At 62.1% G+C, this 24750-nt stretch carries 18 protein-coding genes; 13 read left to right on the top strand and 5 right to left on the bottom strand.

What is annotated here, in order from left to right; genetic code table 11:
- Positions 1–31 precede the first annotated feature (31 nt).
- Positions 32–325: a hypothetical protein gene (locus tag KZX66_RS06250; protein ID WP_248077642.1), complete on the top strand. Its 294-nt coding sequence runs from the start codon at positions 32–34 to the stop codon at positions 323–325.
- A gap of 36 nt (positions 326–361) precedes the next feature.
- Here the strand turns inward: KZX66_RS06250 and KZX66_RS06245 are convergent, their stop codons facing one another.
- Complete coding sequence (locus KZX66_RS06245; protein ID WP_248077641.1) at positions 362–5263, bottom strand: alpha-2-macroglobulin; 4902 nt, start codon at positions 5261–5263, stop codon at positions 362–364.
- Between the two features lie 163 nt (positions 5264–5426).
- Here KZX66_RS06245 and KZX66_RS06240 point away from each other — a divergent pair, with 163 nt between their 5' ends.
- Positions 5427–6770 (top strand): MATE family efflux transporter, encoded by a 1344-nt coding sequence (locus KZX66_RS06240; protein WP_248077639.1) that lies wholly within the window; start codon positions 5427–5429, stop codon positions 6768–6770.
- A 65-nt stretch (positions 6771–6835) separates the two neighbouring features.
- Here the strand turns inward: KZX66_RS06240 and speA are convergent, their stop codons facing one another.
- The 4 genes from speA to KZX66_RS06220 all read right to left on the bottom strand — a co-directional run bounded on the left by speA (position 6836) and on the right by KZX66_RS06220 (position 11050).
- Complete coding sequence (speA, locus tag KZX66_RS06235; protein WP_017527874.1) at positions 6836–8749, bottom strand: arginine decarboxylase; 1914 nt, start codon at positions 8747–8749, stop codon at positions 6836–6838.
- A 143-nt stretch (positions 8750–8892) separates the two neighbouring features.
- Entirely contained in the window at positions 8893–9264 is a 372-nt protein-coding gene (locus tag KZX66_RS06230) for a translation initiation factor Sui1 (RefSeq protein WP_248077636.1), read from the bottom strand.
- A gap of 179 nt (positions 9265–9443) precedes the next feature.
- The gene (locus tag KZX66_RS06225) at positions 9444–9980 is read right to left on the bottom strand and encodes an NUDIX hydrolase (RefSeq protein ID WP_248077633.1); all 537 of its coding nucleotides are present in this window, start codon (positions 9978–9980) and stop codon (positions 9444–9446) included.
- Positions 9981–9982: 2 nt separating this feature from the next.
- The gene (locus KZX66_RS06220; RefSeq protein WP_248077630.1) at positions 9983–11050 is read right to left on the bottom strand and encodes a DUF2333 family protein; all 1068 of its coding nucleotides are present in this window, start codon (positions 11048–11050) and stop codon (positions 9983–9985) included.
- 300 nt (positions 11051–11350) lie between these two features.
- Here KZX66_RS06220 and KZX66_RS06215 point away from each other — a divergent pair, with 300 nt between their 5' ends.
- The 11 genes from KZX66_RS06215 to purD all read left to right on the top strand — a co-directional run bounded on the left by KZX66_RS06215 (position 11351) and on the right by purD (position 24687).
- Complete coding sequence (locus KZX66_RS06215) at positions 11351–13021, top strand: PleD family two-component system response regulator (protein WP_248077629.1); 1671 nt, start codon at positions 11351–11353, stop codon at positions 13019–13021.
- A 53-nt stretch (positions 13022–13074) separates the two neighbouring features.
- Entirely contained in the window at positions 13075–15036 is a 1962-nt protein-coding gene (locus KZX66_RS06210) for a methyl-accepting chemotaxis protein (RefSeq protein ID WP_248077628.1), read from the top strand.
- A 278-nt stretch (positions 15037–15314) separates the two neighbouring features.
- Positions 15315–15770, top strand: coding sequence for a type II 3-dehydroquinate dehydratase (aroQ, locus tag KZX66_RS06205; RefSeq protein ID WP_159932734.1), 456 nt, complete (start codon positions 15315–15317; stop codon positions 15768–15770).
- A gap of 24 nt (positions 15771–15794) precedes the next feature.
- Entirely contained in the window at positions 15795–16256 is a 462-nt protein-coding gene (gene accB / locus KZX66_RS06200) for an acetyl-CoA carboxylase biotin carboxyl carrier protein (protein WP_012721998.1), read from the top strand.
- A 17-nt stretch (positions 16257–16273) separates the two neighbouring features.
- Positions 16274–17635, top strand: coding sequence for an acetyl-CoA carboxylase biotin carboxylase subunit (gene accC / locus KZX66_RS06195; RefSeq protein ID WP_003188188.1), 1362 nt, complete (start codon positions 16274–16276; stop codon positions 17633–17635).
- Positions 17636–17843: 208 nt separating this feature from the next.
- The gene (gene prmA / locus KZX66_RS06190; RefSeq protein ID WP_248077627.1) at positions 17844–18722 is read left to right on the top strand and encodes a 50S ribosomal protein L11 methyltransferase; all 879 of its coding nucleotides are present in this window, start codon (positions 17844–17846) and stop codon (positions 18720–18722) included.
- 30 nt (positions 18723–18752) lie between these two features.
- Positions 18753–20006 (top strand): DUF3426 domain-containing protein, encoded by a 1254-nt coding sequence (locus KZX66_RS06185; RefSeq protein WP_248077624.1) that lies wholly within the window; start codon positions 18753–18755, stop codon positions 20004–20006.
- A gap of 185 nt (positions 20007–20191) precedes the next feature.
- Complete coding sequence (gene dusB / locus KZX66_RS06180) at positions 20192–21205, top strand: tRNA dihydrouridine synthase DusB (RefSeq protein ID WP_248077622.1); 1014 nt, start codon at positions 20192–20194, stop codon at positions 21203–21205.
- Positions 21202–21522 carry a DNA-binding transcriptional regulator Fis gene (fis, locus tag KZX66_RS06175; RefSeq protein ID WP_221540807.1) on the top strand — a complete coding sequence of 107 codons (321 nt, stop codon included), beginning with the start codon at positions 21202–21204 and terminating at the stop codon, positions 21520–21522. The genes dusB and fis overlap by 4 nt, the downstream gene beginning before the upstream one ends.
- An 81-nt stretch (positions 21523–21603) precedes the next feature.
- On the top strand, positions 21604–23211 hold the full coding sequence (gene purH, locus KZX66_RS06170; protein ID WP_248077619.1) for a bifunctional phosphoribosylaminoimidazolecarboxamide formyltransferase/IMP cyclohydrolase: 1608 nt from the start codon (positions 21604–21606) through the stop codon (positions 23209–23211).
- Between the two features lie 183 nt (positions 23212–23394).
- The gene (purD, locus tag KZX66_RS06165) at positions 23395–24687 is read left to right on the top strand and encodes a phosphoribosylamine--glycine ligase (RefSeq protein WP_248077616.1); all 1293 of its coding nucleotides are present in this window, start codon (positions 23395–23397) and stop codon (positions 24685–24687) included.
- Positions 24688–24750: the final 63 nt, after the last annotated feature.

Below are 24750 nucleotides of genomic sequence, written 5' to 3'. Positions count from 1 at the left end.
GATTCGCCCACCTTCTCATCAGGACGCACACATGCAGGTAGAAAGCTTTTTCGAATGGTTGGGCCAGGCGCTCGGTTCCATCATCCGTTTTATCGTCGACGGCCTCAGCGGTCTGTTCGGCGCGCTGACGAATGCGGGCGGCAACTTTGTCGAAGGCCTGTCCCGAACGTTGGGCATGGACACCTCGATCATCAGCATCATCACCCTGATCATCGGCCTGATGTTGTTGTACTCGGCGATACGCGCCTTTATGCGAGCGTCGATCATCATGGGCATTATCTGGTTGATACTGGGGTTGTGGTTATTGAGTTGGGTGGTGCATTAAAAAGCGGGGCCATGATCAACATGGCCCCGTTTTTCATTACCGGCCCTTGATCACCAGGTCGGCCGGAGTATCGCCCACCGCTTGCCAGTTCGGCCGATACATCGACTCCACCTGCGGCGGCGGCACCCGGTAAGTGCCAGGGGTCACCGCACGCGCCAGGTAGAGCAAATGCGTGGTGCCGTCGCTGTCGAGGTTGATCGCCGCCACGTAGCGATCATCGCGGAACTCTTGATGCTTGAGTGCCGCGTTCTGCATCGACTCACGCCACTCCTTGACCTGGCTGCTGGCGTTTTCCAGGCTGGCCGCGCTTTGTGCCAGGTTCTGGTTTTCCAGCTCAAGGCCTGCGGGCAGCAGGTCGACCACCAACGCATCCGGCACACGCTGCCTGGCGCTGACCGCCAAATGCACCAGCACCAGGTCGCCGCTGTTGAGGTTGCGCAGGTTCAGCGGTTGGCCGTTCATGCCCAGGTATTCGCGGCGGATGCTCAGATTTTCGCCGCCCGCTGCCGGTGGCACCTGTGGATAGCCCGAAACGGTGAGTTGCTGGTACACCGGCGTGTCGCCCTGATTGCTCAGGCTCAAGTCGCCGGATAGCCATTTTTGGTCCAGTTGCAGCGTCGATTGCTGATTGTTCAGCTCCCGCACGCCGCCGTTGCCGGTCAGTGATACCTGCCAGTTCGCCTCAGGCTGGGCGAACCCAAGCCGCCCGGCGAGAAACAGCGAATTACGCTCCTGGGTCGACAGGTAGGGGCTGGCGGCCAACTGGTCCGACAGGCTGAACAAGCGCTCCTCGCGTTTGCCCTTGGCCAGATCGTTTTCTTCCAGCAAGGCCAGGATCATCGCCTGGTCACGCAGCGGGCTGCCATAGTCGGCCAGCCACTCCCTGGCGCTGCGCTGGGCCGCCAGACCGGCCTGCAAGGCTTGGTCGGCACGGGGTTGGTCGCCCATTTTTTGCAGGGCGATCGCCAGTTGCACCAGCGGCAGCCCGGAACGCGCATCGCTGCGCCGCTCGAAAATACTGCGCAACGCGCCCAGCGGCGCCTGCTGACTGCGCGCCAACACCATGCCCGCATAAGCCTGCACGGCAAAACGGGTGTGCTCGGCGTTGTCACTGTAGTCGACGTCGATCAGGTTGCGCTCCTGCACATACCGCAGCAGGCGCTCGCTGGCCTTTTTCAAAGCCTCGGACGGCACGGCAAACCCCTGGTCGCGGGCGCGCAGCAGGAAGTCCGTGACGTAGGCGGTCAGCCAGTACTCTTCCTCGCCATCGGCGCCCCACAAACCAAAGCTGCCGTTGTAGCGCTGCATGCCCAACAAGCGTTCGATGCCCAGTTCGATCTTGCGTTTGCGCTCGGCATCCGGCTCGCCCTTGATGCTCAGGCGCTTGAGCAACGCATCGTCGGCATACAGCGACGGGTACAGGCCGCTGGCGGTTTGTTCCAGGCAACCGTAGGGGTAGGCCTTGAGCGCCTTGATCTGTGCCCCAAGATTGAGCGGCGGCCGGCTCGACAGACTCAACAGCGCTTCGCGCCCCGAGGGATCGAACTGATCGAGGGTTGCGCCAGGCAAGCTCCACGGCTCGCTTTTCAGCACCGCGCGATACTGCTTGAGCAACGCCGGGTAGGCAGGGCGTACACCCAGGGTCCATTCACGGCTGAACGGCGGCAGGTTTTCACCGGGCAGCTCCAGCCCGTTTACCGTCACTTTCACTTTGCCTTGACCCAACCCGCCCCAGGCCTTGACCGGGATGCGCAGGGTGGTGCGCTGACCTGCCTTGAGCTCGACGGTTTGCGCGCCAGCGTTGACCAATTCCAACTGGCCGTCGGCGCTCAGTTGCACATCGAGTTTCTGCGCCTTGCCCGACAGGTTGGACAGGTCCAGCGCCAGGGTGGTCTGGTCGCCTCCGGCGAGGAAGCGCGGCGCCGACAGCTCGGCAATCAGCGGCGCGGCAATCACGGTCTTGGCTTCGGCCATGCCATAGCGGTCATCGCTCCAGGCTTGGGCCATCAGGCGCAGCTCGCCATTGAAGTCAGGAATATTGACGCTGACTTCGCCCTCACCTTTGTCGTTGAGCACCACCGGCGCGCTTTGCAGGGCGACGATGGTTACGCTGGTGTCCGGGCGCTTGCCGCCCTTGGCCAGCGCCGCGTCACCGCCGTAGGCCAGGCTGGCCAGACGGCCCTGGCCGGCTTCGATCAGTTGGCCATAGATGTCGAACTGGTCGACACCGTAGGCCTTGCGGCCGAACAGGCTGGAGTACGGATCAGGGGTCGGGTATTCGGTGATGTTGAGGATGCCTACGTCCACCGCCGCGACCAGCACATGCACCTGTTTGGGCACGCTGCCGTCAGCATTTTTGGCGGCGACCTTCACCGTCAGCGGTTGTTTGGGGCGCATTTTTTCCGGCGCGGTCAGGGTCACGCCAAGCTTGCGCTGGGAGCGGTCCAACGGCAGGTGCAACAGGCCCACCGCGCGTTTGGGGGTGATATTGGCTTTGCGCTCACCGGGACGGATCACCAGGGCGCTCACGTACAGGTCATGACGCGACCATTTCGGGTCGAGCTTCACCGCGAAGCTTTTGCCTTCAGCCGGTACGTCGATTTCCTGCCACCACAGCGGCCCTTCGGCGGACTCCACCAACAGGTAGCCTTTGCCGGCCGCGGGTGGTGTTACGGTGACATTGGCGATATCGCCGTCGCCATAGGCCGGTTTGTCCAACGCCAGCTTGACCTGATCGGGGCGCACGGCGCCGCCTTCGGTGTTGTCCTGGGCCTGGTAGCCGGCCCAGAAGCGCAGGCTGCTGATCAAGCCGGTCTGCGGGTCTTCGACTTCGACGCGGTACGGGCCCCACTCCACCTGAAAACTGACCTTGGCGGTGTCACCGGCTTTGATGTTGAGGGTCTGCTCGTCGAGGTTGAGGAATTTTTCGTTGAAGTGGTAGCTCCAGCCGTCGTTGTCCGAGTAGTTCCAGTAATAGTCACGGCGCTCGCGCACCAGGCGCACCTTGAGGTGTTGCGCGGCGAGTTTCTGCCCGTCCTGATTGGCCAGCAGCACTTCGAATTCCGCCGGGCCATCGCCATTGGTTTCGGTGCCGTCAAACAGACCACGCAGCCCCGGCAACTGCTTGGCCGGCCAGATCGGCTGCACCAGGCGCCGGGTGATCGGCCGCCCTCCCGACTCTTGCAGGCTGGCTTGCACGATCAATTGCAACGGTGATTTGGCCTCGGCCCATTTGCTCTCCAGGGTGATTTTTTCCTGGCCCTTGGCATCCAGCACGCTTTCGTCCAGCTCGAAATCCTGGCTCAGCTCTTCTTCGGTGACGGAACCGAACTGGTAACCCGGCAGCGCCTTGACCGCCTCTCGCAGCGGCCGCACGTACACTTGCCCGCTGATGCGATTACCGGACGCCGGCGCGCCATAGAGGTAACGGCCGTCGACCTGGATCACCGGGTTGTCCGTCGGGCTCAGCGCCGTGTCGCTGCCCTTGAGTTCGAGCGCCAGGCGCTCGGGCAGGAAGTCCTCGACCAGGAACTCATACAGCTGCGGTTTGCCGTCGCCCAGGTCGAACACCAGTTGCCAGCGCCCGGTAGGCGCTTCACCGGCCAGTTGCAGTGGGTATTGATAGAGGCCGGACGCGTCGGCATCCCACACAAATTTGCGGCTTACTTGCTCATCCGGGCGACGCACTTCGACGCTCACCGGTTGCGGTTTGACGGCGTGGCCGTCCTTGTCGCGCAACAGGGCGTTGAGCAGCACGGTTTCGCCGGGGCGATACAGGTCCCGTGGGCCGAACACAAAAAACTGCAGCGGGTGCGACGGCTGGCCGCCGATATCGAACTCGGCCAGGTCCAGCGCCGCACTGTCCAGGCGCAACAGGCTGGTCTGTTCGCCCTGTTTTGCCAGCAGCACCTGGGCTTTTTTCGGCAATGGCAGCTCGGCATGGCCACCCTTCTCGGTCTTGCCCTGGCCAAGCACACGGCCATCGGCATCCAGCACCTCAAGGTCCACGCCATCCAGCGCCTTGCCGCCTTCGAGGGCCTGGGTAAACACGTCCAGGCGATTGGCATAACGGTGCACCGACAGGCCGATGTCACTCAAGGTGAACAGCGTTGCCGGTTGCGAATAGTTGTAGGTGCCCGACGCCCGCATCACCGCCAGGTACACACCCGGCTGCTGCAGTTGCTTGAGGCCGGCGATCGGCAGCAGCAAGGTTTCGCGGGTGTTGCGCGCCGGATTCAGGTCAAAACGCCCGCCATAGACCAGATCTGCCAACGGCAGCAGTTCGCGCGACTCATAACTTTGCAGGCTGGTATTGCGCCCCCACTGCGCCAGGAACGCAGGCAGGGATTCGGGCTTGATGCGGAAGAACTCGACGTCGATTTTGTCGACATTCAGCGCAATCACCGGCAGGCCTTCGGCCAGGCGCGTCGGCAACAGGGTGCCACGGCTGGCAAAGCCGACCGTGGCTTGCAGGTCACGGGTTTCCAGGCGGGCGACGTACTCGGCGGCGAGTGTGTTCTCGTTGACCGCTTTCACCCCGGCATCCACCGTGAGCACCAGCTTGCGCTGCGGCTCCAGGTGGCGCAGGCGCAGTTCCATCAGGTTATCGGACAGCTCCCACGCGCCGTCGACCTTGCCGGACTTGCTGTCCACCAGATGGAGCCTGTCGGCGAATTTCTGATCGGGGTCCAGAGGGATGGAAAAGCTCACCGACAAGGTGCTGGCCCCGTCCAGTTGCACCTCGGACACGTCCACCACGCTTAATTCACGCCCGGCATAGCGTTGTTTCAACGCCGCCACATCCACCGCCGCCTTGACCGGTTTTGGCGCAGCGGTCGTGGCCGCCGCAGGCGCGGAAGGTGCAGCGGATTTATCGGAAGAATCGCAGGCGCTCAGCAGGGCCAGCGCGCAGGCCAGGAACAGTCCTTTGTTAAGCATGGGGCACTCGTCGTCAGAGGTAACCGGGGGAGTGAACTATATATCAGCCGGGGCGGGGCCGATGAGGTGCTGGTCACATTGACCGACGGAGGGTGGCCGGGTTCACAGCGCGTGGGAACGCTCAGGTTACGTGGTTACAATGCCGCTCCCTCAAGGAGACTGCATGCCCACCTTACTCACCGACTGGCACGACCGCCCGACCCATCGCCGCGTATGGGCCCTGGCAGCGCCGATGATTCTGTCGAACATCTCGGTGCCGTTGGTCGCGCTGGTGGACAGTATGGTCATCGGCCACCTGCCCCATGCCCACCAACTGGGCGCCGTGGCGGTGGGGGCCAGCCTGTATACCTTCCTGGCCTGGGCCATGGGGTTTCTGCGCATGGGCACCACCGGTTTTGCCGCCCAGGCCGCCGGGCGTAATGACGGCGCGGCCCTGCGGCAAATCCTGCTGCAGGGGTTGCTGCTGGCGCTGGGCCTGGCGATGCTGCTGGGCACCGTGGGCATTCCCCTGAGCCATCTCGCACTGGGATGGATGCAGCCCTCGCCCGAACTGAACCAACTGACCCGCGATTTCTTCCACACTCGCCTGTTCGGCCTGCCAGCCGCGCTGGCCAGCTATGCCTTGGTCGGCTGGTTCCTCGGCACGCAGAACGCCCGCGCGCCGCTGGCGATTCTGCTGAGCACCAACGCGGTCAACATCGCGCTCAACCTGTGGTTCGTGCTCGGTTTGGACTGGGGTGTGGTCGGTTCGGCCCGCGCCTCGGTGATCGCCGAATGGACCGGCGCCCTGCTCGGCCTGGCGCTGACGCAAAAAGCCCTGCGCGCCTATCCTGGGCACCTAGTCTGGGCCGCGCTGAAGGTCTGGAAAAGCTGGCGCCCATTGCTGGCGGTCAACCGCGATATCTTTATCCGCAGCCTGGCGTTGCAGTCGGTGTTTTTCATGATCACCGTGCATGGCGCACGCCTGGGCGATGCCACTGTCGCGGCCAATGCGCTGTTACTCAACGGCCTGCTGCTGACGGCCCATGCGTTGGACGGGTTGGCCCACGCCGTGGAAGCCCTGTGCGGCCACGCCATTGGTGCCCGTGACCGCCAATCCCTGCGTCGCTCACTGGTGGTGGCCGGTGGTTGGTCGCTGATCGCCAGCCTCGGTTTTGCCCTGCTGTTCAGCGTTGCCGGGCACCTGTTTATCGCCATGCAAACCGACATTCCCAGCGTGCGCGAAACCGCTGACATCTACCTGCCTTACCTGGCGGTGCTGCCGCTGATTGCGGTATGGAGTTATTTGCTCGATGGCCTGTTTATCGGCGCCACGCGCGCGCGGGAGATGCGCAACGGGATGCTGTTGACGGTGCTGCTGGTGCTGCCGATTGCCTGGGCATTGCAGGGGCTGGGCAACCACGGATTGTGGATAACCTTCCTGCTGTTCATGGCAGTGCGCAGCCTGACGCTATGGGCGATTGCGTGGCGTCTGAATCGGCAAGGGCTGTGGCTGGGAGGCAACTGAAGCCTCACTGAGGCAACGCCATCGCGGGCAAGCCCGACTCCCGCACGGGAGCCGGGTCACCTCACTTACGAGGACAGGTACGAAGACCGCGTCAGGCCCAGGCGCAAGGCATCCAGGAACTGGGTGCGCTCACTGGCGCTGATCTTCGCGCTGGCGCACTTGTCACGGTAGTGAGTCATCAACTCCTCGGGCGACAAGTGCACGTAGCGCAGCATGTCTTCGATGGTGTCGTGGGTCTCGATCCCGGCGCTGTACACCGAACCGTCTTCACGCTGGTAGATGTTCACCGAGTCGGTGTCACCGAACAGGTTGTGCATATCGCCGAGGATTTCCTGGTAGGCACCGACCAGGAAGATGCCCAGCAGGTAGTCTTCGCCCTCGTTCAAGGCGTGCACCGGCAGGCTGGTTTCGATGCTCTGCTCGTCGACGTATTGCTTGATCTTGCCGTCGGAGTCGCAGGTCAGGTCTTGCAGCACGGCGCGGCGCAGCGGCTCTTCGTCGAGACGGTGCAGCGGCAGGATCGGCAGCACCTGGCCGATGGCCCAGGTGTCCGGCAGGCTCTGGAACACCGAGAAGTTGCAGATGTACTTGTCGGCCAGCTTGTCGTTGAGTTCGTCCAGCACCTGGCGGTGCGAGCGCTGGCGGGCTTTCAACGAGTTGTGCAGGCGGCGGCACACGGCGAAGTAGCACTGTTCGGCCAGGGCTTTCTCGGCCAGGGTCAGTTTGCCGTCGGCGTACTGGGTGGCCACGTCGCTCATGTAGTGGGTGGCGCGCCAGTAGGTTTCGGTGACCATCTCGATGTCGGTCGGGCCGAGCAGGTCCACCAGCCACTGCACGGTTTCCGGCAGGCTTTCCTTGTTTTCGATCTTTGGGATTTCGTCGTTGTGTTTCTCGACGTCGGTCACCTGCACCACCAGCATGGCGTGGTGCGCGGTCAGGGAACGGCCGCTTTCGGAGAAGATATGCGGGTGCGGCAGGCTCTGCGCATCGCAGAATTCCTTGAGCATGCCCACGACCACGCCGGCGTAGTCGTCCATGTCGTAGTTGATGGAGCTGGCGTTACGCGAGTGCGTACCGTCGTAGTCCACGCCCAGGCCGCCACCGACGTCGATGTGATCCACCGGCAGGCCGAGGTTGCGCAGTTCGCCGTAGTAACGAATGGCTTCCTTGAACCCGTGCTGGTAGTCGGCCAAGTTGGCGATCTGCGAGCCCATGTGAAAGTGCAGCAGGCGAATGCCCTGATCCAGGCCCGCCGCGCGGAAGCGCTCGACCACGGACAGCAATTGCGCCGCCGACAAACCGAACTTGGACTTCTCGCCGCCGGTGTCCGCCCACTTGCTCGACGCCAGGGACGACAGGCGCACACGCAGGCCCACCTGTGGCTTGACCTTGAGGCTGGCGGCCTCTTCGATCACCAGGCCGACTTCGGATTCTTTCTCGATCACGATAAATACGTTGTGGCCAAGCTTCTGGCCCATCAGCGCGAGGCGGATGAACTCACGGTCCTTGTAACCGTTGCAGACGATGGTGCCGCCCTTCGGCGCCAGCGCCAGCACCGCCAGCAGCTCAGGCTTGGAGCCGGCTTCCAGGCCGATGGAGACGTTCTGGGTGGCGATGATGTTTTCGATCACCGCTTCCTGCTGGTTCACCTTGATCGGGTACAGCGCGGTGTATTTGCTCTGATATTCCAGGCGTTCGATGTTGGCATCGAAGGCGCCGGTGAGCTGACGGACACGGTCCTGCAGGATGTCGGGAAAGCGCACCAGCAAGGGCAACGACAGGCCGCTTTTGCGCAACTGATCGACCTGCTCGTAGAGGTCGACAGGTGTGCTGTTCGGGCCGTTCGGACGGACTTCAACGCGACCGGCGTCATTGATCGCGAAATACCCGGCCCCCCAATGGCGGATCCCGTAAACACTGCGGCTGTCCGCAACTGTCCATTGGCTGCCATCGTCTTTGCGTGTGCGTCGTACGGACATCGAAGTCCCCTATAAATGAAGGCGAAGGCGCCACCTCTCGTTCGAGGCTGGCGCAGTCTAAAGAATGAAAATGACGATTTGCCTGCAAGGGAGGTAGACCTCACGCGCAGGGCAGAGTTTAGACACAGGTTGGGAAGAGGCTTTCAGCCGCCGGACTTCTTGGCCTTGTAACCGAGCTTGATCAGCTCGGCCAACAGCAACTCGACGTGATCGCCCTGGATCTCGATGACCCCGTCCTTCAACGCGCCACCGGTGCCACAGCGCTTTTTCAGCGTCGTGGCGAGGTCCTTGAGCGCGTCTTCGGCCAACGGCACGCCGGTGATGGTGGTCACCGTCTTGCCGCCACGGCCCTTGCTCTCGCGTCGCACGCGGGCAATACCGTCGCCTTGCGGGATCAGCGTCTGTTTGCAGGTGCATGAGTCCACGGGCTGACGACAGTCCGGGCAATGCCGACCTGCGTCGGTGGAAAATACCAGGCCACCGAGGGCGGCGAAGGATGCGGCTTTTTTGGCCACCGGCAATCCTCTTGGGAGGATGAAGACTGATCGGCGCGCTTATCCGCCACCGACCGCGAAGCCCCACTCAGGCAGGGGCAGCGCTACCGAACCGCCAAGGCGGCTCGGGTGAAAAGTCGCGCAGTGTAACGGCAAAAAGCTCAGTTGCTAAGAGCCAAATGGCGCCAATTTATGCAACTTTAGCGACGCGAGGCCAGATAGCGCCGCAAGCCCTCTTGAGCGTCCGGGCAGTAGGGCTTTTGCTCAGCCTCCTGCAGGACCGTTTCAATCGGTAAAAAGCGTGCTTCCATGACTTCTTCGGGTTGCAGACAAAGCTCGCCATCCCACACGGCGGAGTAGGACGTACACCACAGACGGCTGTCACCGTCCTCGAAGTAGAAATGATCATGCTCGATCAATTCCACCCCGCTCACGCCCAGCTCTTCAGCCAGTTCGCGCTGCGCCGACAGGGCATAACTCTCCCCCCGCGCGACCATGCCACCGGCGGCCGTGTCCCAGAAACCGGGGTACAGCGCCTTGCTCAAGGTACGCCGATGCACACACAGCTCGCCTTTGGTGTTGAACAGGAAGATAAAAGTGCAGCGGCCGATCAGACCGCGCTGGCGAAGGTCGGACCTGACCAGGTGGCCGAGCAGGTTGTCGTGCTCGTCGACCCAGCAGATCAGTTCAGCATCGGAGGCCGCGCGGTGGGCGGCCTCCTTTTGAGTAGCGTCCATCATCAACCCTGATTGAGGAGCTGACGCAAATCGATCACTGCAGCGTTGGCTCGGGAAATGTAGTTGGCCATCACGAGCGAATGATTCGCCAGTACACCGAAGCCACTGCCGTTAAGAATCATAGGACTCCACACCGGTTCCTGCGAGGCTTCCAGTTCACGAATGATCTGGCGCACGCTGACGGTGGCGTTTTTCTTGGCCAGTACGTCGGCAAAGTCGACTTCAATGGCACGCAGCAGGTGGGACAAGGCCCACGCCTGGCCACGGGCCTCGTAGAACACGTTGTCGATCTGCATCCAAGGGGTTTCCACCACTTCTTCATCGACTTGCGGCGCTTGACCCGGCGCCAGTGCTTCGGTCTTCAGCGCGGTGTTCAATTTGACCCGGCCGACACTGGCCGACAGGCGCTGGGACAGCGAGCCCAGGCGGGTGGCGACATCGCCCAGCCAGTTGTTCAGGTTGTCGGCACGAGCGTAGAACAACGCGCCGCGCTGGTTCGGGTCGGACAGACGGGCTTCATAGCGGCTCAGGGAATTGATGCCTTCCTGGTATTCCGACTCGCTGGAAGGCAGCACCCAGCTCTTGTTGTCGAAGTTGAAGCGCGGCTCGGCCTTGGCCAGGTCAGCGTCTTCGGCCGACTGCGACTGGGAGCGGGCAAAGTCTTTGCGCAAGGCGCGGGTCAGGTCACGTACCTGCACCAGCACGCCGTATTCCCAACTGGGCATGTTGTCCATCCACAGGCCCGGCGGGAAACGGTCATTGGAAATATAGCCACCGGGTTTATTCAGCAAGGTGCCGGCCACGGTTTTGAGGGTTTCGACGGTGGTGTAGCCCAGCACCATTTGCTTGCCGTCTTTCTCGGCAGCAATTTGCGCATTCTGCTGGACCGGGAACAGTGCCGGCTCTTCGCTCCAGTACCAACCCAGGGCACCGGTGGCCAACAGGTACAGGCCGAGGACGCTGAGCACCGCCCGGCTCATCAGCACTGTACGAAAATAGCTGCGGTTGGCCGACTTGGGCTCAGGGGCGGGGCCTTTGGCGCTGCCTGCACGGTTTTTCCAGTCCAGCATGGCGATATCCTTTCAATCACTTGAGTTCATGCACTTGAATTGATGGCGTGCGTTCAAACATTCCGACCGCAACCCTACCCCATCGTGCCCGCCAGTGCGGGGCTTTTAATCAAACTGGCGCGCGCGGGATGTTCGACTATAAAGGATGCACGCTGTTTATGCTGCGCGACCGCCTGGTCATTAACTGAATGCCAGGGGCTCGCAGTTAATTGATGTATGACACTCATACGATCGAAAAGAGGTGCTAGCATAGAGCCATCAGTTCGACCTCTGCATGCCCCCCAAACTAGTAGTCAGGATATGAACGAGCCAGAAGACCCCAGCCGTGAGCGCCTCAAGCAACATTTTGCCCAGCGGGTGATTCATCAGGCACGTCAAATTCTTGAGATCTGGCAGCGCCTGCAGCGCAGCGAATGGTCAGGCGCCGACCTGTCCGAACTCAGCGAAGCCAACTTGCGCCTACTGCGCTTTGCCGAGCGATTTGAACAGCCCGAGCACGGCAAACTGGCTCAGCATATCGGCGAGTCGCTCAAGGCCGTGGATGAAAACCGCGGCCGCCTCAGCAGCCAACTGATCACCGAACTCAACCGCTTGATGCAGCGCTTGTCCCGCACCGGCCTGCGCCAGGGCGACTTGCTCGAACAAACCTACCTGCCGCCGATGCGCAAGCCGATCTACGTGATGCTGGCCGATCACGACCGTGCCGAGCGCCTGGCCAAGCAACTCGAATTCTTTGGCATGAGTGCCCAGTCCCTGGACAGCGTGGCGGCGTTTCGTGCCTCCATGGCCGAGCGTTTACCTTCAGCCATTGTGATGGACGTGGACTTCTGCGGTGCCGGCCTGGGCCTCAAGCTCGCCGCCGAAGCCCAGGAAGGCCTGGAACATAAGCTGCCGCTGCTGTTTTTCAGCCTGCATGAAACCGACACGCCTACCCGCCTGGCCGCTGTGCGCGCTGGCGGCCAGGAGTTTTTGACCGGCACCCTGGAAGCGTCCAGCCTGCTGGAAAAAATCGAAGTGCTCACCTGTATTGCCCAGTACGAGCCTTACAAAGTGCTGATCATCGACGACTCGCGGGCCCAGGCCCTGCATACCGAGCGCCTGCTCAACAGCGCCGGCATTGTCACCCGCACCTTGATCGAGCCGATCCAGGCCATGGCCGAACTGGCGGACTTTCAGCCCGACCTGATTATCCTCGACATGTATATGCCGGCCTGTACCGGTACCGAGTTGGCCAAGGTGATACGCCACAACGACCGCTATGTCAGTGTTCCGATCATTTACCTCTCGGCCGAAGACGACTTGGACAAACAATTGGACGCCATGAGCGAAGGCGGCGACGACTTCCTCACCAAACCGATCAAGCCGCGTCACCTGATCACCACCGTGCGCAACCGCGCGGCCCGCGCCCGCCACCTCAAGGCGCGGATGGTGCGCGACAGCCTGACCGGGTTGTACAACCACACCCATATCCTGCAACTGCTCGAAGACTGCAGCTTCCGCGCGCGCCGCGAGAACAAGCCGTTGAGCTTTGCCATGCTCGACATCGACCACTTCAAGCGCGTCAATGACAGCCATGGCCACCCCATGGGTGACCGCGTGATCAAGAGCCTGGCGCTGTTCCTCAAGCAGCGCTTGCGCAAGACCGACTATATCGGGCGCTACGGCGGTGAAGAGTTCGCCATCGTAATGCCCGACACCGACCTGGAGTCGGCCTGCCAGGTGCTCGATGAGATCCGCGGGCGCTTTGCCGAAATCCACTATCCGGCCCAGCCGCAGGATCTGTGGTGCACGTTCAGCGCCGGGGTGGTGGAACTGCGCGACGACTCCGACAGCCTGATGATGGCCGCCCAGGCCGACGAAGCGCTGTACCGCGCCAAGGGGGCCGGACGCAACCGCGTGCAAGCGGCACGCACATCAAAGCAAAGTGCCATCTTTTCACCGGAATCCACTGAGTCCGTCATAACGCTGTAACAGAAACGCAATAACTTCAGGCACTTATCTTCTGCCGTCGGTTGAAACCACGCATGCGCCTGAAGCTGCTGACCAATCTCAACACCCTTCTTCTGGTGGCCGTGTGCCTCGCACTTGGGGCCACACTGTGGTGGTCGCAACGCGCGCTGGAACGCCCCTATTTACTGATGGAACGCTACCTGTCGCTGTCGCAGACCTTCCAGAATCAGGCGGCCCGCAACATCAACGACTACCTGGCCAGTGGCGATGCCCTGCGCTTGAGCAGCGCCAGTCAAAGCCTGGAAAGCCTGCTGCAGCACTTGGATGAACTGCCCGCCGACCTGGCGCAAAACCTGCGCCCCAGCCTGGTAGACCTGGAGGCCTTCAGCAAGACCGACCTGCTGGCCGCCGGCAAGTTGGCCGGCGACCCGCAAGCCCTGCTGCTGCAAGCCGAGCGCGAACTGGGCGCGAACCTGGAACAGTTGAGCGGGTATGCCCTGGGCGTGAATACGCCTGAGGCCTCGCGTTATCTGCCGCCGCTGCTGGCGGCATCCCAACACTTGAGCAAGCTGTCCCTGGCCCGCGACAAATTGGTAAGCAGCGGTCGCGCTGAACTGGCCGACGATGTAGAGCGCGAAGTCGGCACTATCCGCAGCCAGGCCGATTTGCTGGAGTCGTTGCCATTGCTCGGCGTCAAGGCCAGCACTGAATCCAACACTGACGATTTTTCCACGCTGATGGGCCTGGAAAACACCGAGAAAGCTGAAGTCCAGGACTCCGGCGTTGACCTCAAGCGCGAACTCAACAGCCTGTTGACCCGCTACCCCGCTGAACTCAAGCGCACCCGCGAACAGATCCAGAAACGCGCCGACCTGGCGGCCGCCACCCATCTGAAAATAAACGCCGTGCAACAGGCCATCGCCGGTCTTGAACCGGTGGTGCGCGCCCAACACGCCATCATCCAGGGCGAAGTGCGCATGATGCAGGGTGTAATGATCGGCCTGATCCTGCTGATTGCGCTGCTGATCGACACCCTGCAACGACGCCTGGCGCGGGTGTTGACCAACCTGGCGCCAGCGCTGTCGACCTGGGGCGAAGGCGACTTCAGCCAGCCGATCGCCCTGGGCAAAACCAATCGCGAATTGCACGATATCGAAGCCTCTCTGAACCGCTTGCGCGCTTATCTGGTGGACTTGGTGGGCACTATTCGCGGCAATGCGCAGGAAGTGGCCGGCAGCAGCCGCGCCCTCGCCGAACTGAGCAGCGGCCTGCACGATGGTGCCGGACGCCAGGCCGCAGACACGGCGCAGATCCGCGACTCCCTGGGCGAACTGGAAGCCACCATCCAGCAAGTGGCTGGCGATGCCAGCCAGGCCGCCGGCGCCAGCCGCAGCGCGGGCCAGGCGGTCGAGCAAGGCCAACGGGTGATCGGCCTGAGCCTCACCGGCCTGCATGCGTTGGTGGGTGAGGTGCAGCAAAATGCGCAGATGATCGAAAAACTCGCCGAAGAGTCCGCCACCATCGGCGGCGTACTGACGGTGATTCGCTCGATTGCCGACCAGACCAACCTGCTGGCACTCAACGCTGCCATCGAGGCCGCCCGCGCCGGTGAAGCCGGGCGTGGCTTTGCCGTGGTCGCCGACGAAGTACGCACCCTGGCCCAGCGCACCGCGGGCGCCACCGCCGAAATCCAGGGTTTGATCAGCAACCTGCAAAGCGCTGCCCACCGGTCCGTGGAAGGCATGCGCGCCCAGGTCGAACACGCCGAAGCCACCGCTCAGCAGGCGCAAGCGGCGGACGGCGCGCTGGACGAAATCGTCGGGGCGATCCAGACCATTGCCGACACCGCCGTGCGGATTGCCGATGTCACGGCGCAGCAAAGTGGCGCCGTCAGCGAAATTCGCGATAACAGTGAGCGCATCCACCAACTGGGTGAGGACAACTTGCTGCGCATCGGCCAGGGCCGCAGCCAGGGCGAGCGCCTGCTGGTGCTGGGTGGGCAGCTCAACACGGCGGTGCAGGCCTTCCGCGTCTGACGCGATCGCCACCCATGGGACGATCAAAATGTGCGGGCTTGCGCTCGAATGCAGCGGATCAGTGAGGGGCGCAATGGCTGACCCGCTGCATTCGTGAGTGCACCCACCCCAACATTTCAGAACCGGACAATCAATGACCGGATCACTGGCCCCGGTCACAAATTTCGCGCAATCCTCGCTAATCGTGCTGCCTACTGCATAGAACTGGACAGTCACAAAGGCTTTGCGGCATAGTCGCCGGGTTCTGCCGTACTCCCACCAATAACAAGGAACAGCCGATGGCGACCTTACTGGTTCTTCACGGACCCAACCTGAACCTGCTTGGCACCCGCGAACCGGGCGTCTACGGGGCGGTAACCCTGGACCAGATCAACCTCGACCTGGAACGACGGGCGCGTGAAGCCGGCCACCATTTGCTCTACCTGCAAAGCAATGCCGAGTACGAACTGATTGATCGCATCCATGCCGCGCGCGGCGAAGGCGTGGACTTTATCCTGATCAATCCCGCCGCTTTTACGCATACAAGTGTTGCATTACGTGACGCGCTGCTGGCGGTGAGCATCCCATTCATCGAAGTGCATTTATCGAACGTGCACAAACGCGAAGCTTTCCGCCATCACTCTTACTTCTCCGACGTAGCGGTAGGAGTGATCTGCGGCCTTGGCGCCAGCGGTTACCGACTGGCCCTGGAGGCCGCCCTGGAACACGTTGAAGAACAGGCTAAACGCCCCTGACCGACCCTTGGGAGTTGATGATTCATGGATATCCGTAAAGTTAAGAAATTGATCGAACTGCTGGAAGAATCCGGTATCGACGAGCTGGAAATCAAGGAAGGCGAAGAGTCCGTACGGATCAGCCGCCACAGCAAGACCCCGGCCCAACAGTTCTACGCACCGCAGATGCAAGCACCGGCTCCAGCCGCTGCTGCTCCAGCTGCCGCGCCTGCCGCCGCCGCCCCTGCTGCCCCAGCCGCGCCTGCGCTGAACGGCTTCGTGGTCAAGTCGCCAATGGTCGGTACCTTCTACCGCACCCCGGCACCGACTTCGCCAGCCTTCGTTGAAGTCGGCAAGACCGTGAAAGTGGGCGACACCATCTGCATCGTTGAAGCGATGAAGATGATGAACCACATCACTGCCGAAAAAGCCGGCGTCATCGAATCCATCCTGGTAGAAAACGGTCAGCCGGTTGAGTACGACCAGCCGCTGTTCACCATCGTTTGAACCGCGGAGCGCCTTCGATGTTGAAACCTGCGAAGAAACTGCAAAAAGTCCTGATCGCCAACCGCGGCGAGATCGCGCTGCGTATCCTGCGCGCCTGTAAGGAAGAGGGCATCAAGACCGTCGCTGTTTACTCGACGGCCGATACCGAATTGATGCACGTGAAACTGGCGGACGAAAGCATCTGCATCGGCCCGCCACTGGCCACGAACTCGTACCTGAAAGTCTCGAACATCATCGCGGCCGCTGAAGTGACCGGCGCTGATGGCATCCACCCCGGCTACGGCTTCCTCGCGGAAAACGCCGACTTCGCCGAACAGGTGGAAAAATCCGGGTTTGCCTTCATTGGCCCGAAAGCCGAAACCATTCGCCTGATGGGCGACAAGGTATCGGCCAAGGACGCCATGATCGCGGCCGGCGTGCCGACCGTTCCAGGCTCCGACGGCCCACTGCCTGAAGACGAAGAAACCGCTCTGCGCATCGGTCGCGAAGTCGGTTACCCGGTGATCATCAAGGCCGCCGGTGGCGGTGGTGGTCGCGGCATGCGCGTGGTGCACAAGGAAGAAGACCTGATCGAAGCCGCCAAGCAGACCCGCTCCGAAGCGGGCGCCTGGTTCGGCAACCCGATGGTCTACCTGGAGAAGTACCTGACCAACCCACGTCACGTGGAAGTGCAGGTACTGTCCGACGGCCAGGGCCACGCCATCCACCTGGGCGATCGCGATTGCTCGCTGCAACGCCGTCACCAGAAGGTGCTGGAAGAAGCACCGGCTCCGGGCCTGGATGAAAAAGCCCGGCAGGAAGTGCTGGCTCGCTGCGTCAAGGCGTGCATCGACATCAACTACCGTGGCGCCGGCACCTTCGAGTTCCTCTACGAAAACGGTCGTTTCTACTTCATCGAGATGAACACTCGCGTGCAGGTAGAGCACCCGGTGTCGGAGATGGTCACCGGTATCGACATCGTCAAGGAAATGCTCAGCATCGCCGCTGGCAACGTGCTGTCCTTCACCCAGGACGACGTGAAGATGCACGGCCACTCCCTGGAGTGCCGTATCAACGCCGAAGACCCGAAAACCTTTATCCCAAGCCCTGGCCTGGTCAAGCATTTCCATGCGCCAGGCGGCAACGGCGTACGTGTGGATTCGCACCTGTACAGCGGCTACAAGGTTCCGTCCAACTACGACTCGCTGATCGGCAAGCTGATCACCTGGGGTGCCACCCGCGACGAGGCCATGGCCCGTATGCGTAATGCCCTGGACGAAATCGTGGTCGACGGCATCAAGACCAACATCCCGCTGCACCGGGATCTGGTTCGTGATGAAGGCTTCTGCGAAGGTGGTGTGAACATTCACTACCTGGAACACAAGCTGGCCAACCAGTAAGTGCTCCACCCAACAGAGCCGCCTTCGGGCGGTTTTGTTGTTTCCGGGCCCTGTGTTTTGAAGGTGTACACAGAGCAAATGCGGGAGGGCGCTTGCCCCCTGCCACATTTGCTCTGTGTCTGTCGTCTTCTGCCCGCCGCTGGCGTAAACTTGCGCCCTTTCGCAGCCCCACCCCGCTGCACACTCATTCTTTTCAAAGGTGCCCGCCATGCCTTGGCTGCAAGTCCGTCTCGCCATCAGCCCAGAACAAGCCGAAACCTACGAAGACGCGTTCCTCGAAGTCGGCGCGGTATCGGTGACGTTCATGGACGCCGAAGACCAGCCGATCTTCGAACCGGAACTCAATACCACGCCGTTGTGGTCCCACACCCATCTGCTGGCCCTGTTCGAAGACGGCACCGATGCCGCCGCCGTCCTGGCCCACATGGAATTGCTCACCGGCAGCCCGCTGCCGGAACATCACAGTGAAGTGATCGAAGACCAGGACTGGGAACGCAGCTGGATGGACAACTTCCAGCCAATGCGTTTCGGCCAGCGCCTGTGGATCGTGCCGAGCTGGCACGCCGCACCGGAGCCCGACGCGGTCAACCTGCTGCTGGACCCGGGCCTGGCGTTTGGTACCGGCACCCACCCCACCACCGCGCTGTGCCTGGAATGGCTGGACGGCCAGGACCTGACCGACAGCCACGTGCTGGACTTCGGCTGCGGTTCAGGGATCCTGGCGATTGCCGCGCTGCTGCTGGGCGCCAAAGAAGCGGTGGGCACCGATATCGACGTGCAGGCGCTGGAAGCCTCCCGCGATAACGCCGGGCGCAACCATATCCCTGAAGGCAAATTCCCACTCTACCTGCCTGAGGACCTGCCTCAGGTGCAGGCCGATGTGCTGGTGGCGAACATCCTCGCCGGGCCACTGGTGTCGTTGGCGCCGCAATTGTCGAGCCTGGTCAAGCCTGGCGGACGTCTGGCGCTGTCGGGCATCCTTGCCGAGCAGGGCGAAGACGTCGCTGCGGCGTATGCCAAGGATTTCGAGCTGGACCCGATCGCCAACCGCGACGGCTGGGTACGCATCAGCGGACGTCGGCGCTAGAATGAGCGCTTGCCTGAATCGGATGGCCGCATGACCGACAGTTTCGTCACCCAGTGCCCGCATTGCCACGCACGCTTTCGCGTCAACCACGCTCAATTGAGTGTGGCCCGCGGCGTGGTGCGCTGCGGCTCATGCCTGCAAGTGTTCAATGCCGCTCGCCAATTGCTGGAGCAGCGCGCCCACGCGCCTGCGCCGGAACAGCCGGCCGCCACTGAGCCGACGCCCGAGGCAACGCCCGAGCCAGAGCCACAGCGCGCGATCAGCCAGAAGCAGTGGACCGCCGAAGAGCTGGACCTGGACAACCTGGACCTCGACGAGGAACTGGCCAAGCTCGAACGCCGCGAGATTCAGCACACCCTGCCGGCGGGCGCGGAGCGTCGTCAGCCCGGCGCCGACCGCCGGCAAAAAGAAGACACCCTCAGCGCCAGCCGCGAAACGGTCAAGGCCGAGGAAGAAAAATGGGCCACCAGCCTGTTCAGCGAACCGCCGCAGGAGCGCCCCAGCGCCGCCGAAGACGAACCTGAACCGCCTCAAGCCTCTGCGGCCAATCAGCGCACCGAACCGTCCATGACGCTGCACGCCAACGCGATTGACGACGAACCGCCGTTGCACGCCGCGCCGGACGATGAAGACCGCGACCCGCCCTTCACGCCGCTCACCCTAGCAGCAGATGAGCCGGAACACGAAGAACGCCCACAACCGCGTCGCAAACGCCTGCGTCCGGAGCCTGGGGTGCACGACGACGTGCTGCAGGACCTCGAAGACGATCCCTTGCACCTGTACGCGCAAAAACGTCCGTCGGGCTGGGGCCGTCGCCTGATTTGGATCCTGCTGGTGCTGATCGCGGCCGCCGGCCTGGCCGCCCAGTACATCGCCTACCAATTCGACGACCTGGCGCGCCAGGACGCCTACCGCCCATGGTTCCAGCAACTGTGCCCCACCCTGGGCTGCACCGTGCCATCGCGGGTCGATATCTCCCACATCAAGAGCAGCAACCTGGTAGTGCGCAGCCACCCGGAGTTCGCCGGAGCGCTGGTCGTGGATGCCATCATCTACAACCGCGCAACGTTCTCCCAGCCGTTCCCCCTGCTGGAGCTGCGCTTTGCCGACCTCAATGGCAACCTGATTGCCAGTCGTCGCTTCAAACCCGCCGAATACCTGAGCGGCGAATTGGCCGGCGTGAGCGAAATGCCATCGCAGACCCCGATTCATATCTCCCTGGACATCCTCGATCCAGGCAACAAAGCCGTGAATTACAGCCTGAGCTTCCATTCCCCGGAGTGAATCGACCCACGCGCAGAAGCTTGACGGTGGATTATTGACCCCACGCCACCCAACCAAACCGGCGGCGATAAAGAAATAACTGTTCAGATTTTATCCAATTCAGCCTTTATCCAGTCATCGAGAGCGGGTATCATGCCAACCCTTTTTCGAACTCTAATGATCCGGCCCCACAACAGGGAAGTCCTATGTCGGCGGTACGCATCGGCCCATATACATTGCACAACGGCTTGATTCTCGCCCCAATGGCGGGCGTCACCGATCAGCCCTTTCGTCAGCTCTGCAAACGTTTGGGCGCGGGTCTTGTAGTCTCGGAAATGGTCACCAGCGACATGAGCTTGTGGAACACCCGCAAATCGCGGATGCGCATGATCCACGAAGGTGATCCCGAGCCCCGCTCGGTACAGATCGCCGGTGGTGATGCACAGATGCTGGCGGATGCGGCCCGAGCCAACGTGGAGTTGGGCGCACAGATCATCGACATCAACATGGGCTGCCCGGCCAAGAAGGTCTGCAACAAGGCCGCCGGTTCCGCCCTGTTGAAAGATGAGCAGTTGGTTGCCGAGATCCTGCAGGCCGTTGTCGCCGCAGTGGATGTGCCGGTGACCCTGAAGATTCGGACCGGTTGGGACCGGGACAACAAGAATGGCCTGACGGTGGCGAAGATCGCCGAACAGGCAGGCATCACAGCGCTGGCGGTGCATGGCCGCACCCGCGCCGATCTGTATACCGGTGAAGCCGAGTACGACACCATTGCCGCGATCAAGCAGGCGGTGTCGATGCCGGTCTTTGCCAATGGCGATATCGACTCAGCCGAGAAAGCCCGGCGCGTGCTGCACGCAACCGGTGCCGATGGTTTGTTGATTGGCCGGGCCGCCCAGGGGCGGCCGTGGATTTTCCGTGAGATCGAACACTTTTTGCGTACCGGCGACGTGATGCCGGCGCCGGAGCTGGTCGAGGTGGAACGTATTCTGCTAGAGCATCTGGCTGCCCTTCACACCTTCTATGGCGATGTGATGGGCGTGCGCATCGCTCGTAAGCATGTGGGTTGGTATCTCGCAACCCTGCCGGGCGCCAGGGAGTTTCGCGCCGGCTTCAATCGTTTGGATGAAACGCAAGCACAGGTCACCGCCGTTCGAGAGTTTTTTGCCGAACGAGACAAGAGCCTGAGAGCAGGGGACGGAAAAGGGGTGGCCGCATGACGATGATGACCGAGACTTTAGTGAGTGGAACAACACCCGTGAGCGACAACATCAATTTGAAACAGCACCTCAACACGCCGAGCGAAGAAGGCCAGACCCTTCGCGGGAGTGTCGAGAAGGCGCTGCACAATTATTTCGCCCACCTTGAGGGTGCTTCCGTCACGGACGTGTACAACCTGGTGCTCTCCGAAGTCGAAGCGCCCTTGCTCGAAAGCGTGATGAACTACGTCAAGGGCAACCAGACCAAAGCCAGTGAGCTGCTGGGCCTCAACCGTGGCACCTTGCGCAAAAAGCTCAAGCAATACGATTTGCTGTAAGCATTCAATCAAACCAGAAAGGCGCCCGCGTAAAACCGGTCGCCTTTTTTGCTGACTCCTTTGCTTTTGATGGAAATTGAAATGACCGACCAGACTACCCGCCTGCCGATCCGCCGCGCCTTGATCAGCGTCTCCGACAAGACCGGCATCCTCGAATTTGCCCGGGAGCTGGAAGCCCTGGGCGTGGAAATTCTCTCCACGGGCGGGACCTTCAAACTGCTGCAGGACAACGGCGTGGCCGCAGTAGAAGTTGCGGACTACACCGGTTTCGCAGAAATGATGGACGGTCGGGTCAAGACCCTGCACCCGAAAATCCACGGCGGCATCCTCGGCCGTCGCGGTATCGACGACGCCATCATGACCGAGCACGGCATCAAGCCGATCGACCTGGTGGCCGTTAACCTCTACCCCTTCGAAGCCACCATCAACAAGCCAGGCTGCGACCTGCCGACCGCCATCGAAAACATCGACATCGGCGGCCCGACCATGGTGCGCTCGGCGGCCAAGAACCATAAAGACGTGGCCATCGTGGTCAACGCCAGCGACTACGCCCAGGTGCTCGAAAGCCTGAAAGCCGGTGGCCTGACCTACGCCCAGCGTTTTGACCTGATGCTCAAGGCGTTCGAACACACCGCCGCCTACGACGGCATGATCGCCAACTACATGGGCACCGTGAACCAGGCCGCCGACACCCTGAGCACTGAAGGCCGCAGCCAGTTCCCGCGCACCTTCAACAGCCAGTTCATCAAGGCGCAGGAAATGCGCTACGGCGAGAACCCGCACCAGAGCGCGGCGTTCTACGTGGAAGCCAAGCCGGCCGAAGTCGGGATCGCCACCGCGACCCAACTGCAAGGCAAGGAGCTGTCCTACAACAACGTGGCCGACACCGATGCCGCGCTGGAATGCGTGAAAAGCTTCGTCAAACCGGCCTGCGTAATCGTCAAGCACGCCAATCCATGCGGCGTGGCGGTGAGCCCGGACGCTGAAGGCGGCATTCGCCAAGCCTACGAACTGGCCTACGCCACCGATACCGAATCGGCCTTCGGCGGCATCATCGCCTTCAACCGTGAACTGGACGCCGAGACCGCCAAGGCCATCGTCGACCGTCAATTCGTTGAAGTGATCATCGCACCAAGCGTCAGTGAAGAAGCCCGCGCCATCGTTGCCGCCAAGGCCAATGTGCGCCTGCTGGCCTGTGGCGAATGGTCGGCGGAACGCGCCGCTGCCTGGGACTACAAGCGCGTCAATGGCGGCTTGCTGGTACAGAGCCGCGACATCGGCATGATCGGCAGCGACGACCTGAAAGTGGTCACCAAACGCGCACCGACCGAGCAAGAGATCAACGACCTGATCTTCGCCTGGAAAGTGGCCAAGTACGTTAAGTCCAACGCCATCGTCTACGCCAAGAACCGCCAGACCATCGGTGTCGGCGCCGGCCAGATGAGCCGCGTGAACTCGGCGCGTATCGCCGCGATCAAGGCTGAGCACGCCGGTCTGCAGGTTGTGGGTTCGGTGATGGCATCCGACGCGTTCTTCCCGTTCCGTGATGGCCTGGACAACGCCGCCAAGGCCGGCGTGACCGCCGTGATCCAACCGGGCGGTTCGATGCGCGACGCAGAAGTGATTGCCGCGGCTGATGAGGCAGGCATCGCGATGGTCTTCACCGGTATGCGCCATTTCCGCCACTAAGCCACTGCGTAAAGTAGCCCGCTTATCGCTGCAAGCGCCAAGCAAGAGCAGACCAGAGTCGCTTTTACTTTCGCTTGCAGCCTTACTCATTCAAGGCTGCGCAACGCAGGGTGGAGCAATACAGATTGCTTTTACTTGCCGCTTGCAGCTTGCAGCTTTTAACTTCCCTCGAAGGAGTCTGACTTGAACGTCCTCATCATTGGCAGCGGTGGCCGTGAACATGCCCTGGCCTGGAAAGTTGCCCAGGACCCGCGCGTCCAGAAAGTTTTCGTAGCCCCCGGCAACGCCGGCACCGCAATTGAAGCCAAGTGCGAAAACGTCGCCATCGACGTGTTGGCCCTGGAACAACTGGCGGACTTCGCAGAGCAGAACGTCGCTCTGACCATCGTCGGTCCGGAAGTGCCGCTGGTTGCCGGCGTTGTGGACCTGTTCCGCAGCCGTGGCCTGGATTGCTTCGGCCCAACCGCCGGTGCTGCACAGCTGGAAGGCTCCAAGGCGTTCACCAAGGACTTCCTGGCGCGCCACAAGATCCCGACCGCCGACTACCAGAACTTCACCGAAATCGAGCCGGCCCTGGCTTACCTGCGTGAAAAAGGTGCGCCGATCGTGATCAAGGCCGATGGCCTGGCCGCGGGCAAAGGCGTGATCGTCGCGATGACCCTGCAGGAAGCCGAAGACGCCGTACGCGATATGCTCGCCGGCAACGCGTTCGGTGATGCCGGCTCGCGCGTGGTAATCGAGGAATTCCTCGACGGCGAAGAAGCCAGCTTTATCGTGATGGTCGACGGCAAGAACGTATTGCCGATGGCCACCAGCCAGGACCACAAGCGCGTCGGCGACGGCGACAGCGGCCCGAACACGGGCGGCATGGGCGCATACTCCCCTGCCCCAGTGGTCACCAGCGAAGTGCACCAGCGCGTCATGGACCTGGTGATCTGGCCAACCGTGCGCGGCATGGCCGACGAAGGCAATGTCTACACCGGTTTCCTCTACGCCGGGCTGATGATCGACAAGGCCGGCAACCCGAAAGTTATCGAGTTCAACTGCCGCTTCGGTGATCCGGAAACCCAACCGGTAATGCTGCGTCTGCAGTCGAGCCTGGTACTGCTGGTGGAAGCCGCCCTCGCCCAAGCCCTGGACAAAGTTGAAGCCCAGTGGGACCCACGCCCGAGCGTCGGCATTGTGCTGGCGGCCGGTGGTTACCCTGCCGACTACGCCAAAGGCGATGTGATTAAAGGCCTGGACGCGGCGGCGACCCTGGAAGGCAAGGTGTTCCATGCGGGCACCGCCCTCAAGGATGGCCAGGTCGTGACCGCCGGTGGCCGTGTGCTGTGCGCCACCGCAATGGGTGACAGCGTCGATGCCGCGCAACAACAGGCGTATAAGCTGGCCAGTAAAATCGATTGGAACGGCTGCTTTTATCGCACCGACATCGGCTACCGCGCCATTGCCCGTGAACGCGGCGAAACGCAGTAACACTAACTATCCGTTCGGTTAGGCAAGGGCCTCTGGCCCTTGCCGTATACAGGCTCCCCGCGC

This window comes from Pseudomonas sp. EYE_354 (assembly GCF_023148575.1).
Lineage (GTDB): Bacteria > Pseudomonadota > Gammaproteobacteria > Pseudomonadales > Pseudomonadaceae > Aquipseudomonas.
Note: the sequence above shows the minus strand (reverse complement) of the source record. Positions and strands in the feature narration are given on the sequence as shown.

Bases quoted from the DNA above. Each gene is read 5' to 3' on its own strand.
- purH (WP_248077619.1), top strand. From the start codon at position 21,604: ATGACCGACCAGACTACCCGCCTGCCGATCCGCCGCGCCTTGATCAGC.
- KZX66_RS06220 (WP_248077630.1), bottom strand. From the start codon at position 11,050: ATGCTGGACTGGAAAAACCGTGCAGGCAGCGCCAAAGGCCCCGCCCCT.
- accB (WP_012721998.1), top strand. From the start codon at position 15,795: ATGGATATCCGTAAAGTTAAGAAATTGATCGAACTGCTGGAAGAATCC.
- speA (WP_017527874.1), bottom strand. From the start codon at position 8,749: ATGTCCGTACGACGCACACGCAAAGACGATGGCAGCCAATGGACAGTT.
- KZX66_RS06185 (WP_248077624.1), top strand. From the start codon at position 18,753: ATGACCGACAGTTTCGTCACCCAGTGCCCGCATTGCCACGCACGCTTT.
- dusB (WP_248077622.1), top strand. From the start codon at position 20,192: ATGTCGGCGGTACGCATCGGCCCATATACATTGCACAACGGCTTGATT.
- KZX66_RS06245 (WP_248077641.1), bottom strand. From the start codon at position 5,263: ATGCTTAACAAAGGACTGTTCCTGGCCTGCGCGCTGGCCCTGCTGAGC.
- fis (WP_221540807.1), top strand. From the start codon at position 21,202: ATGACGATGATGACCGAGACTTTAGTGAGTGGAACAACACCCGTGAGC.
- KZX66_RS06210 (WP_248077628.1), top strand. From the start codon at position 13,075: ATGCGCCTGAAGCTGCTGACCAATCTCAACACCCTTCTTCTGGTGGCC.
- KZX66_RS06225 (WP_248077633.1), bottom strand. From the start codon at position 9,980: ATGGACGCTACTCAAAAGGAGGCCGCCCACCGCGCGGCCTCCGATGCT.
- KZX66_RS06250 (WP_248077642.1), top strand. From the start codon at position 32: ATGCAGGTAGAAAGCTTTTTCGAATGGTTGGGCCAGGCGCTCGGTTCC.
- accC (WP_003188188.1), top strand. From the start codon at position 16,274: ATGTTGAAACCTGCGAAGAAACTGCAAAAAGTCCTGATCGCCAACCGC.
- prmA (WP_248077627.1), top strand. From the start codon at position 17,844: ATGCCTTGGCTGCAAGTCCGTCTCGCCATCAGCCCAGAACAAGCCGAA.
- KZX66_RS06240 (WP_248077639.1), top strand. From the start codon at position 5,427: ATGCCCACCTTACTCACCGACTGGCACGACCGCCCGACCCATCGCCGC.
- KZX66_RS06215 (WP_248077629.1), top strand. From the start codon at position 11,351: ATGAACGAGCCAGAAGACCCCAGCCGTGAGCGCCTCAAGCAACATTTT.
- aroQ (WP_159932734.1), top strand. From the start codon at position 15,315: ATGGCGACCTTACTGGTTCTTCACGGACCCAACCTGAACCTGCTTGGC.